The following is a 16,667-nucleotide window of genomic DNA, read 5'->3' on the forward strand; positions in this document are numbered from 1 at the left end:
AACCTCGCCAAAGTCGTAGGGACTGACCCCGTATGACTGGCGAGGTTTTCTTCTTTCGATTAAGGCATCATCATAAATTCTTGAAACAGCTCCGCATTCTCTTCCATGAAGGTTTGCATGGAGATGCCCACTTCCTGCTGGATTTCCATCATTTGCTCTTCTGTGATGGTTGCCAGGTTGATGCCGTTGCTGTCGTTGACTTGAGGGATTTCAAGCGGTTTTCCGAATTCCTCTGTCGTTTTCAGCTTCATGCTTACGCCTTTTGGTAGTTCAGGTGTCTCATCGAAATGGAGTGTCACATCTGCTGTAGACTCGCGTCCGTTGTCGGTATTGGTAGTGGTGGAAGTGATTTTACCGGACAGGGATACAGTTTGCAGAGCGGTGTCATCCTGAAGGGCCAGGTTGAAATCGTAGGTGCCGTCTTCTTTTTTATCTTGTTTGGTTGTCTCAAAAGTGGTTTTCAGATCCATCACAGGCCGGGACTCGTCGACTAAGAGGAAGCCGAAGGTACCGTTCGTCTTGCCTTGTTCTTCCTTCGCTTTGTAGGAGAGACTCAGCTTGTTGCTATCAGCATTTTCCGGATCCTGCAGGGAATAACGGTGGTAGGTGTCTGCTCCGTTTTGATAAGAAACGCTTTGCCAGAAGACACTTTCTTTATCCTTCTCGGCAACCAGCAATTTGCGGGAAAGAATCTGGTGGTTGGAGTCGATCAGTACAACCATATTCAGTTTCTCTTCCTTGTTTGGTTCTTCTACCTTCACATCTTCAATCAGGTCGGTAAATGTCTGGTCAAAGGACTTCTTGAACTCTTCACGAGTGATCGATGGCCCTACTTCATAGCCTGTGTCGTTCATCAAGGTGTACATATTGTTGTATCGCGTGTAGATCAGGTCAAACAGCTTTTCATCTGTCTTGGCTTTTTCTGCGATCTGCGTCAGCAGGGCAGAGGCTTCCTCGGGGGTAAAGCTGACCGTTACTTCGCGAACGTTGGTCTGGTACCCTTCCTCGTTAAAGGCAACGTCCTTCTTCATGCTGATCTGACTGTCTTTCAAGCTGTTCGCATAGAGCAAGGCGTATGGCGTCATGATGCTTTTTACTTCGTCACTGTTGACTTCGACTGCTTTGAACAGATCGCCATAGGTGAGGAAGCGCTTCGGCAATTCTTCACCAAAATTCTGCGCGATGGTCTCGCGGTCTTTCAGGTCTACATACGCGTACTTGCTATAAAACTCCGGAAGCTTGAAGCCAACCAGCGTATCGTTCAGGAAAAACTCCAGGGTAGCCAGTTTCTTTTCGCTCAGGTGAACTTCCAGATTACCGGATTGCTGTTTCTTTTGTTCATCGATGTTGCTGTTCATGATGATTTTTGCGCTGCTCAGCAAGTCGAGCACTTTTTCTGCTTGCGGGTCTGGAATGTCTGCATCAATCTGAATATCACTCAACTCTGTCTTAGAGTGAACAGGTTTTTCCAGGTAAGGCTTCATGTACGCTTCATATTCTGCGTAGGATTTTGAAAAATCGCTGGAAAGCTTCATCATGCTCTCAGCTTCAGATTGCAGGTAAATCGTTTTTGAACTTTTGAACAGGTCCAGTTTGGCGTACGCAGTACCCAGTCCGCCGATGACAACTACCGCTGCAGCACCGATAATCAACAGTGTTTTTTTGTAGCTTTTGCGTGGCGGGTTGACATTTGTTGTGGTTTCCATCACTTTCTCCCCTTTAAGCTTTCTATCTGTTTAGTGAATACGTGTTTGAACAGCTATGGTTTCACGCACTCAGTTTTGTATTGTAACATATGGAAAAGCTTTGAAAATGATTTCCAGCAAAATGCTGTCGAAATGTGATAAAAAGTAACTTTATACCCAGTCAATCAGTCCTGATTTTTCCAATAACCGAGAAGTGGTGTTGGCAAAGAGGGTACCTGCCGATATAGGATTAAGCAGGATTATGGTTCAAATGAATTAGAATGATATGATATTGTAATTGGAAATATTCAATTCAGATAGATTCGGGACAACCAGGGGGAGGAATGTAAGTGGATTTTCGCGTGCTGCAAACATTCATGGTAGCGGCTACTACCGAAAATTTTCATCAGGCGGCTGAGGCGCTGTTTATTGCCCAGCCGACGGTTAGTCAGCACATTCGGCTGTTGGAAAAGGAATTGGGTATTTCTTTGTTTGAACGGGTGGGGAAGCGCGTTCGTTTGACGGCGGCGGGGAAACGGTATTTGCCCCATGCCAAAAGTCTTCTGGAGCAGTGGCATTATGGAATGGAGGATTTGCAGGCTTGGAGACAAGGGTATCAGGAAAAGCTGCAAATCGTCGTGTCACCGATCATTGCACGTGCTAGGCTGTCCCATTTGCTTCATCGCTACACAAAGCTGTATCCCGATGTCGATCTGTCGATTCGAATTGCCGATTCGGTCGAGATCGGTCCATTGGTGCAGAGCGGGCAAGCGGATCTCGGTCTGACCAGAATCATACCGGGCGAATTTCAATTGTCCACGTACTTGCTGTATGAAGATCCGATCGTGTTTGCGGTACCGCATAATGGAGGAGACATGGACGCGCCGTTGCCGGACTGGGAGCAGGAGCTGCAAACCAAGCGGCTTTTTACCTACAATCATCCGGGATATTGGGACGATCTGCTGCTGCAGCTGCGCCAGCGAGGGATTAGCCTGCGAACCATGACAGTCTCGCAGGTGGACATCACCAAGCGATTTATCGAGGATGGTCTGGGAGTATCTTTCCTGCCCCGCACAGCCGTCTACCGTGACTTGTTTGAAAACCGGTTCATTGAGTTGCCTACCCCAGGTCTGCATCTGCCCAAGGTAGCTTCTTATTTGGTCATGCCAAAGGGCGGTGTGTCAGCCGCGGTGCAGCATTTTGTAGAGATTTTGCAAAGCTTGTATCCGCCGATGCCGCTCGTACAGGGTGGTCGCAATTAATTGATAACGATTTATAATCAAAAACCCGATTTTATTTTATTTCATATTGCGAATCGCAATCGATATACTAGAAGAAGATAGAAAGATAGATCAATCGTTTAAGGGAGTGGGGATAATGAGTAAACAATCGCAGCTAGCCATTGGGTTGGATGGAATCGCAGTTGCCGAAACAGACCTGAGCCTGGTGGACGGTCTGGAAGGCTTATTGGTTTATCGCGGATATTGGGCGCGAGATTTGGCGATTCACCATACGTTCGAGGAAGTTGCTCATCTGCTCTGGTACGGACATTTGCCCAGCGAGGAAGAGTTGACTGCGCTCAAAAACAAGCTGAAGGAAAACCGCGAGCTTCCTGAGCACGTAAAAGGGCTACTGCGCATGATCCCCGCTGATGTCGATATGATGAGCGTGCTTCGTACAGGGGTATCTGCTCTCGGCAGCTCTGCTCACGGCTGGCCTCCAACTATTGACGAAGTGATCGCTGTCACCGCCAAAATGCCGACTATCGTGGCTTTCCGCTACGCCTGTCTGCAAGGCCGTGAACCGCTCGCTCCCAAGTTCGAACTGGATCATACGGCCAATTACCTGTACATGCTCAAAGGAACAGAACCTAGTCACGCACATGTTCGCGCACTGGATGCGTACCTGATTTTGACGCAGGAGCATGGCATGAATGCCTCTACCTTTACCGGGCGCGTGGTCACCTCGACAGAATCCGATCTGATCTCTGCGATCACAGGTGCGATCGGGACCTTGAAGGGACCTTTGCACGGTGGAGCACCATCGGAAGTAACGGAAATGATCGAGGCCATCGGTACCAAGGAAAATGCAGAACCATGGCTTCGTAACAAACTTGAAAACGGCGGACGTCTGATGGGCTTCGGTCATCGTGTCTACAAAACCATCGATCCCCGTGCAACGGCCCTGCGCGTCGTAGCAGAGCAGCTGTCCGGTGATGACCCATGGTTTGATCTCGCCACACATGTAGAGCAGGTAGGGCTGCGACTGTTGGCGGAGTACAAACCGGGCCGCAAGCTGAATACCAATGTAGAATTCTTTGCTGCAGCTGTGATGCGTGCTGTCGGTCTGGATGACGACCTGTTCACGCCAAGCTTTGCAGTAAGCCGTGTCGTAGGCTGGAGCGCTCATATCCTGGAACAGGCTGCGAGCAACCGGATCATCCGTCCGCAGTCCAACTACATTGGCTCGATGCCGGAGTAAAACGTAAATATACCGGTATATCCTCCCCCTTTTGGCAGACCGAACAGGTCTGTCGAGGGGGTGTTTTCATATTAATGTCCACAGAAATGCGGAGTGCAGTCCAAGTGCAGTTCGGGATTGCATGTGCGTCTTTGTTTTGGCATGATGAGAAAAAAAGAAGGGGTGGAGCATATGGTGTTATTAGCATCTCCGTTTCAATTCAAAGGACTTACCTTGAAAAATCGCGTAGTCATGCCGCCGATGTGTCAGTATTCAGTGGATGCCCATGATGGAACTCCAAATGACTGGCATTTTGTTCACTACGTTTCCCGTGCTGTAGGGGGGACCGGACTGATCATCGTAGAAATGACGGATGTGGAGCCCGATGGCCGAATTTCCAATGGCGATCTGGGATTGTGGTCGGACGAGCAGATTCCTGCCTATGCCCGAATCGTGAAGGAAGTACATAAATACGGAGCCAAAATCGGGATCCAGATTGGTCATGCCGGCAGAAAAGCCGAGGATGCCGAGGTTCCTGTCTCTTCGTCTGCGATCAAGTTTCCAGGCGATGTGTACAAAACACCTCGCGCATTGACGACAGAAGAAGTGCAGCAGATGGTGGAGAAGTTTGCCGAGTCTGCTCGTCGTGCAGTGGAAGCGGGCATGGATACGATCGAGGTGCACGGTGCTCACGGCTACCTGATTCATCAATTCCATTCGCCGCTGACGAACCAGCGTGAGGATCAGTACGGACGCGACCTCGCCCTGTTTGGTGTAGAGGTGATTCAGGCGATCAAAAAAGTCATTCCTGCCGACATGCCTCTGATCATGCGTATTTCTGCCGTCGAGTATGTAGATGACGGATATGGTCTGGAACACAGCATCGAGCTGTGCCGTCGATACAAGGAAGCCGGAATCGACATCTTCCACATCTCCAGTGGCGGTGAAGGTCCGATTGGCTCACGTGGCCGTCCTGGCATTCATCCTGGCTACCAGGTACCACTCGCCAGAGCGATCCGGCAGGCGCTAGGCGTTCCGGTGATTGCAGTAGGCAAGCTGGATGATGCCAGCCTGGCAGAAGCTACGCTGGGCAATGGCGATGCCGATCTGATCGCAGTAGGCCGTGGAATTTTGCATGATCCGTATTGGGCGATTCATGCGATCCGTGAGCTTTCGGGTGAAGTAGGAATCCCAAGGCAGTATGGACCAGGTTTTCCGACAAAGCGATAAGGAAGCGAAAAAAAGAGCCGTTACGGCTCTTTTTTTGTACGTCTGTTACACCCACCAACGCTTTTGCGGCAGCAAGACGACGTTCAGCGAGGTATGCTGCTCAAACCAGCGCTTCATTTGCGTTTTCATCACCAGGTACTCGGAAGCTGCGTGTGAAACCCCGATTAGCGACAGGGAGGTTTTCTGCACGTATTCCATCATCTGGTTGAAACGCTGCCTGCCGTAGGGATTGTCAATATGGCAATGAATTTCACCGGTGATGTAAGCCTGAGCCCCGAGGGCTTCCGCTTCTTGCATGTCACGTACCACGTCACCACAGCCAGGCACGATGGCAACCGTATCGATACTTGTACGTCGGATCCCTTCAAAGTCGGTGTATGGAATATCAAATATCGCTGTTAGTTGCGTGACCAACGCATCTGTATTCGTCTCTTTTACCCGGAAAATGCCGCCCACATGCCCGTTTCCATGAGGGATAAACGGCTGGATCAGCTCCGCATCCAGCGCCTCCATGATCGCTCCGCCTGTGCCAATCGGCATGCTCGTATCCATCGGCAGATGACAGGTAAAAACGGATAGCTCCTTGTCCTTTAAGCGTTGTAAAAGATCAGGTTGTATCGGTAAAAAACCTCGGCCCCATTTCCCTCGTGGATCACCACACTCCATGAACAGGGGATGATGCATGAACAAGAGGTCGCCAGGTGCAGCCTGCTGGATGAAGGACTGCAGGACTTCTTCGGTAGGAAAAACAGCGAGAAAAACCGTTTCCACCTCTTCGCGTCCTGCCAGCATGAAACCATTGAAACGCGAAACGAATTCCGGTTCAAAATAGTGAGCCCAGTCAAACCCCAGAGGATCGTATACCATCGGAATAAAACGGCTAAAGGCAGGGTCAGTCTCCCACTCTTCGATGTGAAATAGCTTGCTGAGCGCGTTTCCTAAAGCAACTCGTGATTCCATCTCCCCCACATCTCCTTCCTCTGTTCCTAATACAACACCATGTTCCCGGTCTCCTTCATATGCCGCTCTGCGCGTCTGACCAAGAGGAGAGTGGCTGTGATGAGCAAAAGCAGGACTACCCCCAGAAGCCCCAGGTCGGGTAGTAGCGCTGTAAAAGCCGTGCCTTCCATCACCAGCGCTCGTACCAGCGCTGCGATAGAGTGGTGATATGTATCCTCCCAAGGCAGGAAAAAGTCCAACACGTTCAGGAATTGATTGGAGAGGGCATCCATCTCCTGGAGCTGATGGCGCAAGGATGTCGGGATGGAAGGGAGGATCTCCTCGGTCCATGCCAAGCGAGTTGCATGATGCTCTGGGTTGGCTAATACGTGAAGACTATGGAAAAATTCATTCCCTGGCAGATAGACGATAGAGAGATGCTTTCGCAGCCACAGGGGAAGGTCTTGCATGAGCTGACTCCTTTCTTTATTTCAATTAACCGATTGGTAAATCGAGAATTCAGGTTGCCAAAAGTGAAGTGATTATGCTGGAAGCCGTATGGAAAGTCAAGAGATGCAAGCGAAAAAACCACGCTCTTTCGAAAGCGTGGTTGATCATACATGACGGACTATGGGGCTCAGGCGGAAGACGCGATGAGCTGGCGAACGGCATGCTGCATGGCCACGAGATCTTCAGGCGAGAGAGAATGCTCCTGATAGCGGTATTGCTCATAGTAACGCGTGATGCGCTCAGCCAGAGCCAGGTGCTCAGCGTTGTCTAGCTTTCTGCGAAGTCGTTGCAGGAATTCCTGGCTTGTTTCGTAGCGATAGATTTGGATGCCTTGTCTGGACATGTGCTGTAAAAACTCGAAGTACGCGTACCGAACCGGTTCTTCAGACGGGCCGGGACGACGATGGAAAAAGCGCTCCAAATCGAGCACAGGCTGCCCGGGTTCTTCTGGCGGAGCGAGATCGGTCAGCACGCTGCTCGCGATCGGTTGGCTTTCCTGATGGTCGGCCTCTGCTTTCGTAAGATTTCGCTGCCTCCAGATGTACAGGGCGAGCAGGACTGCTACGAGGAGGATGGTTCCACCGATCAGATACGGCTCCAGTGAAGTAAAGAGGGGCTCCCCGGTTCCGTCCATATTTTCGTAGGCCTGCTCGGCTGCACCACCTTGATCATTGATCATATCCGTGATGCGCTCATTTTTGGCGAAAAGGCTCGCCAAACTCTCTGACCAATCGGACAAAGCCTGCAGGACCGGGCTGAATATCAGATAAAGCAGCTCGTAAACAGGCTCCTTCAACCACGCCCAAAGAGAGCCGATCAGCCACAGCAGCAAAGAGGCGCAAAGCACATAACCGGCAACAACGAGGCTACGTGTCGCAAGCAGCTGTGTCCCAAGCGATAAAGTCATGCCCACTGAAGGACGAGCCTGTGTGTTCCGCAGGTCAGTCATGTAGACGAGCCAGTTCAACACCAGATAACTGGCCAGGATCAGGATGAACATTCCGTAGAAGGGCACGGGGTCAATAGTAGCTCCATCACCTGAACGGAGAAACAGGACGGCTATGATTAAATGCGTCAGGCAGATCCATACGGTCAGAAAAAAACGATTTTGCAGGTTGTCATACTGAAAGCTGCTTTGCGAGATGGATTGAACGCGCCAATACAACAGGCCGGTCAAGAGCAGGGCGATCAGCCAGGAGTCGAAGAACAAATAGCCGAGCATACCTATTCCAGCAAAGAGCGGGTACATGAGCAGATGCAACAACAGGATGCGGCTGCCTGACTGATGCAGCCAGCTGCCCATCAGAAAAAGCGCGGAAGCAGCCAACCCGAAGACGAGCATATGTGTAACGCTGATCGACAGGAAGCCAAAGAGCATCAGAAGGCCAGCTGTCATCAAAGCCTCCATCCAAAAGTGGATGCCCAATCGTCCAAGGGCGAAGAAGCTCATGGCGACACCGCCCTTCTCCGCTGTATGGCGGTGGTTTCATATCGACGTAAAGCGGCCTGCTCGCCGGAAACGTCCAGCACAGCTACTCGATGACCACGCCGAAGCAACCGATCAATCGATGCCTGCACGTGCTCATCCAGACGAGGCGTGATGAGCAGGATCGCATCTTTGGACGAGCTGTCCTCCAATCGACGCAATAACGAGGTGAGTGGAGTCGTGAAATAGTGATGAAGCTGGGCAAGCTGTGTCATGACATAGAGATGATGGGATTTTCCGCTTCCTGCTGGCAGATGGTAGAGCTCCCGCCCGCGTTGTTTGACTGTAAGGAACAGCTCATAGCTGAGTGAATGTCGTCTGCAATAGACGGAGATCGCAGCCATGCAGGAGATGGTTCGCTCATTCTCGTCGTGATTATGCCGTTGTAAGGACGGTTCATAGGAAGGCAGAATATGGCCCACGACTCTCCAGTTGGAGCGAGCAGTATGTTCAAACAGCCTGGTTTGCAGGGTATTGGTTTTGGCTGTCGCTTTCCAGTGAATGTTTTTGATTCGGTCACCCGGAAAATACGGTCTTACCCCACGCAAAAAGGTCATATCTTCCTGCTGTCTTTGCCGGGAAAGGCTGCTACCTTCAGGCTCCGTCTCGTCGAAAGCAAGCGGGGGAAGCGGCAGCGGAGTCGGATAGACAAGCAGTGAAAAAGAGAGTGGCAGCGTCAACGTGCTCGGCTCACCGAGAAACAGCGGGATGGTTTCACACTCTACATCGGTTAGCCAGACCACTCCACGTTTGTGTGGGGTTAGGTCCAAGGTAAGAGCAGCCGTTTTGCGTGCTGGCACATCAAAGCGTAGTCGAATATACGTCCGTTGATTGCTCTGGCTGCTCTCGGCTGCTCCGGTTACGGTGACGTGATCCGGCAGGGTGATCCGAAGCCAGGTAGCAGGCAACGGCAGCCAGGAGCGATTGTGCAAGCGGACCGTTACTTGAACGGGGGTACCCGGCATGACCCGGCTTTGATCAGCAGTCCAATCCACCTTCAGCCAGCGGCCAATTCGTGTCTGCCACCACTCTTGCGCTGCCGGCAGGAAAAGGAAAAGGCCGCCGAAAATCCAGAGAAAGCCGCTCCCGGAAAGCAGGGCTCCAAACAGGAGAATAAAGCCGATCAGCTGAAAAGGTTGCTTCGCGTTCATTGCTTACACGCTTTCTTCGACCGGAGTCGGTACGCTTTGCAGAATTTGCTCGATGACTTCCTCCTCGGTCACATGCAGCTCGGCTTCCATAGACAGTCGGATGCGATGTGTGGCGAGGTAGGGAAAAACATGCTTCACATCATCTGGTAGTACAAAACGGCGACCATCGAGATAGGCGGCTGCCTGTGCACAGCGAACCAGGGCAAGCATAGCCCGCGGACTGATCCCGACCTCCACAGAGCGGTTATGACGTGTCGCTTCTGTCAGGTCGATCACATAATCTTCTACAGTCGGGCTGACATGAACCTTCGTTACTTCCTGTTGCAGAGAGATGATCTCTTCAACAGAGATGACCGGTTGTACCTCGTCGAGGGGGGATTGACTGCGGAAGCGACGCAAAATCTCCCGCGCATCCTCTTTATTGCCGTACCCGAGCGAAATTTTAAACAAAAAACGGTCCAATTGCGCTTCTGGCAGTGGATAAGTCCCTTCTGACTCAATCGGATTTTGTGTCGCGATGACCAGCATGGCAGGGGAGAGCGGCAACGTAACGCCTTCAATCGTCACCTGGCGCTCCTCCATGCACTCTAATAGACCTGATTGCGTACGTGGTGTAGCACGGTTGATCTCATCGGCGAGCAAAACGTCAGCAAACACGGGACCCTTGCGCAATTCGAAATCTTGGCTGCGTTGATTGAAAACGTGCAGTCCCACGATGTCGGACGGAAGCAGGTCAGCGGTAAATTGCACGCGATTGTAGCTGCCCCCGATCGCCTGTGCCAGCGTTTTGGCCAGTACGGTTTTTCCCATGCCAGGCAAATCCTCCAGCAAGACATGGCCGCGAGCCAGCAAGGCCGTGACAAGCAAACGGATTTGTTTGTCTTTTCCGACAATGACGCGGTTAACGGCGTCGAGCAAGGTATTCAAAGAAGAATTGGACATAGCAGATAGTCTCCTTTTTATTCTTTCCATCCATCAAACGATAGTACCCGTCCTTCATTATACACATTCTCGATATGTAATTTGGGAAAATTTACAATATTTTATTGATCCAGTAGGTACACACATTCAGCATGCTCGCTATTGCTGCGCTTCTTTCAGACGGGTCTCGTGGCTTTGCGATAGTGCGCGAAAATAGGGCAGGAATATGCCTAACAAGGCGACGGCTACGATCAGGCATCCCATACTGATATAGATAGGACGAATGCCGATAGTCTCGCCCCATTGTCCACCTAGCCAGACACCGAGCGGCATCGTCATACGCATGATCAGCAGCCGGACGGAAAATACGCGTCCCATGAGATCCGACGGTACGGAGAGCTGGTACAGATTGGTGCTGTGAACATGGAAAAAGGGAGCGGCTATTCCCGCGATCACTTCAATGAAAATCGCCAGGTAGAGATCCTGTACGACACCGAGAGCGATGAAGGTAGCGCCACCAAGCGCGATCGACCCGAGCATGATCACATGCTTTACCCGGAAATAGCGAGAAAGATAGGGTACGAGTAGCGAGCCAAGCAGATATCCCAATGGAAAGCCTGCCTGGAAAATTCCTACATGTAGCGAGGACCCATGCAGCTCGTCCACGATAAACGGGATGGTCAGCACAATAGTAATGCCGACTGCGAACTGGACGACAGCCAAAAAAATGCCCAGCCACAGAAGGAGCGGCTTTTCCTGAAATACGCGGAATCCCGCGAGAAACATCCTGACCCACGATTGGGACTTCTCTGCCTTCTTTTCCTGATGGATCGGGCTTTTCCACAAGAGTAGACCGCTAAGCGCAAAGCCTGCCGCCACCAGAACCAGCGACCAGGTTCCTTCCAGTGCGGCTACAATGACCCCACCAAGCACAGGACCGCAGATCATCGCCATGCGAAGGACTGCATCGAGGTAGGAATTGGCCGAAAGCAGCTGCTCCTTTTTCACCACAGAAGGGAGCAAGGACTGACTGGCTGGTACGTAGAGCGGCTGGATGAGTCCGTTGATCAGGGAAATGAGATAGAATGGCCACTGCACCTCGGGCCAGAGGAGCAGACAGAGAAATGACAGACAAAAAGCCATACTTCTCGTCCATTGGCAGAAGACAAGGACCCGTTTTTTTTCCCAGCGATCCAGGTAGGGTCCCGCGATCAGTTGTACAGCCAGAGAAGGCAAAAAGTAGAGAAGCCACAAACCGCCAACAGCGGTGTAGGAGCCAGTAGCCTGATAAATCAGCCAGCTGTTGGCCAAGGTTCCAAGGGTAGCTCCCAGCTCCGAGACAAGCTGCCCTATCAGGATATACAAATAGGAAGGTTGGCGAAAGAGGGAAGGAACCGTCAAAAAGATTCCCCCTCTGGTCTCTTATCGCTAACGAATTGTTCGAGCAGCAGAGGCAGCCTGTCCAAGGCCGTTCGTTTCCATCTATACTTCGTACCTTGTGTTTCCACCAAGCGGGCTGCGCGCAGCATGGACAGATGATGGTGTACGGTGGATTTGCCAAGCTGCAAACGCTCAGTCAGTTCTTGCAGACTCATTTCCTGTTCAGCAAGGATTTTGAGCAGTCGCAGTCGATGTTCGTCGCCTAATGCTTTCAAGAGCTGGACAAGCAATTGAGGTGGACGATACGGGTCGGCCTGTTCAAAGAGATGCTGCTCTGCGACTGGATAGTAGAAAATTTTTGTCTGTGGGGCGTCTGCCTGTACGGTCCAGGGACGGTAAATCGCTTGAGGAACAAGCAGCACGCGTGTAACAGTCGGCTCAGGAGGATATTCGCCGTCCGTGGCCAGCGAAACGAGTTCCTCAGGTGACATTTTTCCCATCCAGGCCTCTTTTTGTGCCCGGTCACGTTCCAGCATGCGGGAGATTTCCAGCTCTCGCGGCTTGACATGTGCGAGATACCAGCCCTGGATCAATACGCTCAAATGCTTCCGCAGCTCACCTGGATTGACGGTGGCCACATGAGAGATGTATGCAGGAAAGAAGAGGTGGTCATGGCATGTCTGGCGCAAATACAAGATGTCCCCTTCATTGCCAGCAGCAGCCCGGAGTCTTGCTGGTTGATGCTCTTCTCCAAGATAGGGCAGGGCCAGATAGCGCAGCTCCTCATCAGATAGCTGCTGAAGAAAAGCCAGAAATGCTTCCAGGTCAGAAAATGCCTGGACATGAAGCAGCTGCAGGAGTGTTTTCCACGTGTTGTGCTCCTTCGCATAGGCCACTTCCGCGTGAACGTCAGGGGGGAGGTCAGCCAGCAGCTGATGCCAGTACTCACTTGGCTGTTCCAAAGTGGGGTGGATCGAGTCATAGGTTGCAGCAGCGATTCCCAATGCAGCTTCAAATAGCGGGGAATGCGACAACTCTACCCGATAGGTGGTACGGCTGATACCCATGTTTAACCGTTTCATTGGATCACTCTTTCAACTGGATTCATTGTTGATATTCTAAAATATTCGAACGATAAATTCAATATTTTTAGAAACAGAGCATTTGATTGTTGGAATCAGGCCGTAGCTCGAACCTACCATGCTGCAAGTGAAACATTTGAAGCCGGGTATCGTAAGAGAGATATTATGCGTGAAATCTGGGAGGGAAATGCGACCGATGGAGTCAAAAGAGTCATTGATACAGTCTTTGAAAGAAGTGGAGGCTTGGGAGAAGGGACAGAACGATTTGTGGTTCTGGGAAAAGCTCGGAAGGCTTCCTTTTGTCCTTTTGGACCGCATTACGCCAGCCTTTGTCAGGGAAAAGCTGGGCTTGGCCGTAGACGAAATGACAGCATTTCTCGAAACAGGTGGAACCTATCTCGTGCAGGACGAACCCATTTACAACAGATTTCGCAAGCGGATGAAGGAGGGGAGCTCCTCCAACATTGGAGTGGACGAGATTGCAGCAGCGCCGCTCTCGTTGATGAACGAGGTAGCGATGGAGCTGAGGGAATCGCGGGCAACCTTTGCCACTGTGCAAGGAGCGACGACAGGGATCGGCGGGATTTTTACGCTGGCTTTGGATATTCCTTTGCTGATCGGGACATCGCTGAAAGTGTTGCAGGAAATGTCGCTCAGCTACGGGTATCGTCCGGAGGAGAAGAAGGAGCGTCTGTTTGTGGTGAAATGTCTGCAGTTTGCCTCGTCAGATATCGTGGGGAAAAAAGCGATATTGGCCGAGCTTTCGCACTTTGACGATCCTCATGCGCAGAAGGATGTGATCGCGCAATTGCAGGGCTGGCGTGAAGTCGTCGTGACGTACACGGAGAATTTTGGTTGGAAAAAGCTGTTTCAAATGGTGCCGATCGCAGGAATTTTGTTCGGGGCGTATTTGAATCGCTCCACTGTGCAGGATGTGGCGGAAGCGGGAATGATGCTGTACCGCAAGCGGCGGATACTGGAGCGCATGCGAGAGATCGATCAGCGCGATCGGATCAATTCGACGATACCGCCGCAGTGAGAGGCGATTCGAGGTAGAAAAGACCGGTTCTCGAGTAGAAATCTACTTTTGAACCGGCCTTGTTTTGGTCGAGAGTTTAAACAGCACTTACAGCAACAGCTTGTTTCAATGCCTGTTCCAGATCTCCGATGATGTCGTCGATGGCTTCTGTTCCGACAGACAAGCGAATCATGCCAGGCGAAACGCCTGCCGCAACCTGCTCGGCCTCTGTCAGCTGCTGGTGTGTCGTGCTGGCAGGGTGAATGATCAACGACTTGGAGTCACCGACATTTGCCAGGTGCGAGAAGAGCTTCACGGATTCGATCAGCTTTTGACCTTCCTTCACGCCACCGCGGATACCAAAGGTAAGAATCGCGCCTGCGCCTTTTGGCAAATACTTTTTCGCCAGCTCATACTCAGAATCGGATTCAAGTCCAGGATAGTTGACCCATTCCACGTCAGGGTGAGCAGCCAGGAAGCGGGCGACTGCCAGCGTATTTTCGCTATGACGCTCCATCCGCAGATGCAAAGTCTCCAGACCTTGCAGGAACAGGAAGGAGTTGAATGGTGCGACGGCTGCTCCGATGTCGCGTTGCAGCTGTACGCGCGCCTTGAGAATATAGGCCAACGGTCCAAGTGCTTCTGTGTACACTACGCCGTGATAGCTTGGATCTGGTGTCGTCAAGCCAGGGAATTTTCCGTTGGTCCAGTCAAATTTGCCGGAGTCGACGATGATGCCGCCAATCGCGGTTCCATGTCCACCGATGAATTTGGTTGTGGAGTGAACGACGATATCTGCACCGTGATCAAATGGGCGGCAGAGGATCGGTGTAGCGAATGTGTTGTCGACGATCAAAGGAATGCCATTATCGTGTGCGACAGCAGAGATGGCTTCCAGATCAGCGACGTTGATGCGCGGGTTGCCGATTGTCTCGACGAAAACAGCCTTTGTCTTTTCGTTAATCAGCGCGCGAAAATTTTCTGGGTTGGATTGATCCGCAAATACAACCTTGATACCCAGACGTGGCAATGTATGCGCGAACAAATTGTAAGTACCGCCGTACAGGCTGCTGGAGGCGACGATTTCATCCCCGGCCTGGGCGATGTTGAGAATAGAGAAAGTGATGGCTGCCTGACCGGAAGCAGTAGCGAGCGCACCCACGCCACCCTCAAGCAAGGCGACACGTTTTTCGAAAGCGTCCTGAGTCGGGTTCATGATGCGCGTGTAGATGTTGCCCAATTCCTTGAGCGCGAACAGATTTGCTGCATGCTCCGTATCGCGGAAGACGTACGAGCTTGTTTGATAGATAGGAACCGCTCTGGAGCCAGTGACGGGGTCTACCTCCTGGCCTCCGTGTACAGCAATCGTTTCCGGTTTCCATTGTTGTTGATCTGACATGGTCATCTCTCCCTTTTTCTGTGGTAAAATGGGCAAAACGGTGAAAATAAAACAAAAGCCTACTTCTGGGAAGAAGAAGGCTCCGGCTATACCGTACGCAAACATTCATCTCCCAGAATCTACAGATTCGATCCTGCAGGAATTGGCACCTCGCATTAGACATGCAGGTTGCCGGGCTTCATCGGGCCTGTCCCTCCGCCACTCTTGATGAAAATCGTGAGTTTTCGTATTAATTATCACAATTGTATGAAAGTGATACTCTTCTGTCAATTAAAATATTAGTTTTCATAGTGGTTTATGTGGCATTCGATTAAGTATAGGAAGGAAAGGCTGTGAACGCTTATGAGCACGAAGAAACATGGCAAGCTTCGGATCGCCTATCTGATTCCGAATATCGGCTGCTACCTGATGATTCTGTACATCGGTTTCTTCATATTTCAAAACGCCCGGGAGCTGGAGGAGATCGGTCAGTTGGGCATGTGGCTATTGATGCTGATCCTGCTTACACTGGTAAGTCTCTACGGCTCGTATCGGATCGCTACGTGGATTAAGCAAGGAAAAGTATAAACTTCGTTTCATAAAAAAAGAGGAGAGCAGCTGATCTGCCTCCTCTTTTCTTTCATTTGTCATTAGTCTTTTTTGATCGTAGCGTGTGTACCATCGCAGTTTCCGTTTGCGTTTTTAGTTTGACCGCATTTACAGGTTCCCATTCTTTTCCCCTCCAGTCCTTATTACAATGCCTATTATAATCAATTAACTTACTAAAAACAAGTTAATTACATTTGATAATGAATCTCAAATACAGGCGTGGCGCATAAAAAACATGACGTTAATTTGTAACGCTTTCGCCTTCGCTCGTTCACAAATACTTTGCCGGTGTAAAGGGATTCGTCCTGCATTTTGTGCTAAGCTTCACCTGAGTTCATCTGTTTGAAGTCGCCTTTTGTGAAGTGTCGTTCAGTTAGAAAATAAAACGTGCATATGTTATGATGAAGCAGGAAAAAATCGATTGCGTAATCGTACATATAGGGGGATTTCAGGATGAACGAACAGGTAAAAGAAATAACTCCACAAGAATTGCTGGAAAAACTCGAAGCAAAAGAACCGGTGCAGGTTATTGACGTTCGTGAAGTGGATGAGTGGAATGCTGGTCATATCAAACAAGCGAAGCTGATTCCGCTTGGATTCTTGCCTCATCGAGTGGATGAGCTGGATAAAAATATTCCCGTAGTGATGGTGTGCCGCAGCGGTGCGCGCAGCCACAGAGCGACCGAGTATTTGAGCGAGATGGGCTATGATGTAGCCAATATGGTCGGTGGCATGCTCGCTTGGCCGGGAGAGAAAGAAGAATCCTAAGCAAGACGTGTACGCACGTAAAATGCGGCTGGCATGAGGAGAGGTGTGAA

At 50.9% G+C, this 16,667-nt stretch carries 15 protein-coding genes and 1 riboswitch; of the genes, 6 read left to right on the plus strand and 9 right to left on the minus strand.

The features are described 5' to 3' along the window. Positions 1-59: 59 nt before the first annotated feature. Entirely contained in the window at positions 60-1,706 is a 1,647-nt protein-coding gene (locus EDM52_RS17215; protein ID WP_122910187.1) for a DUF6583 family protein, read from the minus strand. Positions 1,707-2,035: 329 nt separating this feature from the next. Between EDM52_RS17215 and EDM52_RS17220 the strand changes: the two genes are divergently transcribed. The 3 genes from EDM52_RS17220 to EDM52_RS17230 all read left to right on the plus strand — a co-directional run bounded on the left by EDM52_RS17220 (position 2,036) and on the right by EDM52_RS17230 (position 5,375). Beyond that, on the plus strand, positions 2,036-2,947 hold the full coding sequence (locus EDM52_RS17220; protein WP_122910188.1) for a LysR family transcriptional regulator: 912 nt from the start codon (positions 2,036-2,038) through the stop codon (positions 2,945-2,947). A gap of 115 nt (positions 2,948-3,062) precedes the next feature. Beyond that, a complete protein-coding gene (locus EDM52_RS17225) occupies positions 3,063-4,166 on the plus strand; it encodes a citrate synthase/methylcitrate synthase (protein ID WP_122910189.1) in 1,104 nt (367 codons plus the stop codon). 171 nt (positions 4,167-4,337) lie between these two features. Continuing rightward, positions 4,338-5,375, plus strand: coding sequence for an NADH:flavin oxidoreductase/NADH oxidase (locus EDM52_RS17230; protein WP_122910269.1), 1,038 nt, complete (start codon positions 4,338-4,340; stop codon positions 5,373-5,375). A 45-nt stretch (positions 5,376-5,420) separates the two neighbouring features. Here EDM52_RS17230 and EDM52_RS17235 read toward each other — a convergent pair whose 3' ends face one another. The 7 genes from EDM52_RS17235 to EDM52_RS17265 form a co-directional block, all read right to left on the minus strand. After that, positions 5,421-6,335: a Nif3-like dinuclear metal center hexameric protein gene (locus EDM52_RS17235; RefSeq protein WP_122910190.1), complete on the minus strand. Its 915-nt coding sequence runs from the start codon at positions 6,333-6,335 to the stop codon at positions 5,421-5,423. 26 nt (positions 6,336-6,361) lie between these two features. Next, positions 6,362-6,784: a DUF5937 family protein gene (locus EDM52_RS17240; RefSeq protein ID WP_122910191.1), complete on the minus strand. Its 423-nt coding sequence runs from the start codon at positions 6,782-6,784 to the stop codon at positions 6,362-6,364. A gap of 167 nt (positions 6,785-6,951) precedes the next feature. After that, positions 6,952-8,274, minus strand: a complete 1,323-nt coding sequence (locus EDM52_RS17245; RefSeq protein ID WP_122910192.1) for a DUF4129 domain-containing protein — start codon at positions 8,272-8,274, stop codon at positions 6,952-6,954. Then, a complete protein-coding gene (locus EDM52_RS17250; protein WP_122910193.1) occupies positions 8,271-9,461 on the minus strand; it encodes a DUF58 domain-containing protein in 1,191 nt (396 codons plus the stop codon). The genes EDM52_RS17245 and EDM52_RS17250 overlap by 4 nt, the downstream gene beginning before the upstream one ends. Before the next feature lie 3 nt (positions 9,462-9,464). After that, positions 9,465-10,403, minus strand: a complete 939-nt coding sequence (locus EDM52_RS17255; RefSeq protein ID WP_122910194.1) for an AAA family ATPase — start codon at positions 10,401-10,403, stop codon at positions 9,465-9,467. A gap of 138 nt (positions 10,404-10,541) precedes the next feature. Next, the gene (locus EDM52_RS17260) at positions 10,542-11,783 is read right to left on the minus strand and encodes an MFS transporter (RefSeq protein WP_245997041.1); all 1,242 of its coding nucleotides are present in this window, start codon (positions 11,781-11,783) and stop codon (positions 10,542-10,544) included. Next, positions 11,780-12,844: an ArsR/SmtB family transcription factor gene (locus EDM52_RS17265; protein ID WP_122910196.1), complete on the minus strand. Its 1,065-nt coding sequence runs from the start codon at positions 12,842-12,844 to the stop codon at positions 11,780-11,782. Before EDM52_RS17265 ends, EDM52_RS17260 begins: the two co-directional genes overlap by 4 nt. Positions 12,845-13,040: 196 nt before the next feature. On the opposite strand from EDM52_RS17265, the gene EDM52_RS17270 reads away from it, so the two are divergent. After that, positions 13,041-13,883, plus strand: coding sequence for an EcsC family protein (locus EDM52_RS17270; RefSeq protein ID WP_122910197.1), 843 nt, complete (start codon positions 13,041-13,043; stop codon positions 13,881-13,883). 76 nt (positions 13,884-13,959) lie between these two features. On the opposite strand, the gene EDM52_RS17275 is transcribed toward EDM52_RS17270, so the two are convergent. Beyond that, positions 13,960-15,261, minus strand: a complete 1,302-nt coding sequence (locus EDM52_RS17275; protein WP_122910270.1) for a homocysteine synthase — start codon at positions 15,259-15,261, stop codon at positions 13,960-13,962. Between the two features lie 102 nt (positions 15,262-15,363). Further along, a riboswitch (SAM riboswitch) is annotated at positions 15,364-15,475 on the minus strand. Positions 15,476-15,603: 128 nt separating this feature from the next. Here EDM52_RS17275 and EDM52_RS17280 point away from each other — a divergent pair. Further along, positions 15,604-15,828, plus strand: coding sequence for a hypothetical protein (locus EDM52_RS17280; protein ID WP_122910198.1), 225 nt, complete (start codon positions 15,604-15,606; stop codon positions 15,826-15,828). 474 nt (positions 15,829-16,302) lie between these two features. Beyond that, the gene (locus EDM52_RS17285) at positions 16,303-16,617 is read left to right on the plus strand and encodes a rhodanese-like domain-containing protein (protein ID WP_122910199.1); all 315 of its coding nucleotides are present in this window, start codon (positions 16,303-16,305) and stop codon (positions 16,615-16,617) included. The last annotated feature ends 50 nt before the right edge of the window (positions 16,618-16,667 follow it).

The organism is Brevibacillus invocatus (genome assembly GCF_003710915.1).
Classification (GTDB): domain Bacteria; phylum Bacillota; class Bacilli; order Brevibacillales; family Brevibacillaceae; genus Brevibacillus; species Brevibacillus invocatus.

Excerpts from the sequence above, each read along its gene's own strand:
- EDM52_RS17285 (WP_122910199.1), top strand. The coding sequence starts at position 16,303 with ATGAACGAACAGGTAAAAGAAATAACTCCACAAGAATTGCTGGAAAAA.
- EDM52_RS17245 (WP_122910192.1), bottom strand. The coding sequence starts at position 8,274 with ATGAGCTTCTTCGCCCTTGGACGATTGGGCATCCACTTTTGGATGGAG.
- EDM52_RS17215 (WP_122910187.1), bottom strand. The coding sequence starts at position 1,706 with ATGGAAACCACAACAAATGTCAACCCGCCACGCAAAAGCTACAAAAAA.
- EDM52_RS17240 (WP_122910191.1), bottom strand. The coding sequence starts at position 6,784 with ATGCAAGACCTTCCCCTGTGGCTGCGAAAGCATCTCTCTATCGTCTAT.
- EDM52_RS17255 (WP_122910194.1), bottom strand. The coding sequence starts at position 10,403 with ATGTCCAATTCTTCTTTGAATACCTTGCTCGACGCCGTTAACCGCGTC.
- EDM52_RS17230 (WP_122910269.1), top strand. The coding sequence starts at position 4,338 with ATGGTGTTATTAGCATCTCCGTTTCAATTCAAAGGACTTACCTTGAAA.
- EDM52_RS17270 (WP_122910197.1), top strand. The coding sequence starts at position 13,041 with ATGGAGTCAAAAGAGTCATTGATACAGTCTTTGAAAGAAGTGGAGGCT.
- EDM52_RS17265 (WP_122910196.1), bottom strand. The coding sequence starts at position 12,844 with ATGAAACGGTTAAACATGGGTATCAGCCGTACCACCTATCGGGTAGAG.
- EDM52_RS17225 (WP_122910189.1), top strand. The coding sequence starts at position 3,063 with ATGAGTAAACAATCGCAGCTAGCCATTGGGTTGGATGGAATCGCAGTT.
- EDM52_RS17280 (WP_122910198.1), top strand. The coding sequence starts at position 15,604 with ATGAGCACGAAGAAACATGGCAAGCTTCGGATCGCCTATCTGATTCCG.
- EDM52_RS17275 (WP_122910270.1), bottom strand. The coding sequence starts at position 15,261 with ATGTCAGATCAACAACAATGGAAACCGGAAACGATTGCTGTACACGGA.
- EDM52_RS17235 (WP_122910190.1), bottom strand. The coding sequence starts at position 6,335 with ATGGAATCACGAGTTGCTTTAGGAAACGCGCTCAGCAAGCTATTTCAC.
- EDM52_RS17250 (WP_122910193.1), bottom strand. The coding sequence starts at position 9,461 with ATGAACGCGAAGCAACCTTTTCAGCTGATCGGCTTTATTCTCCTGTTT.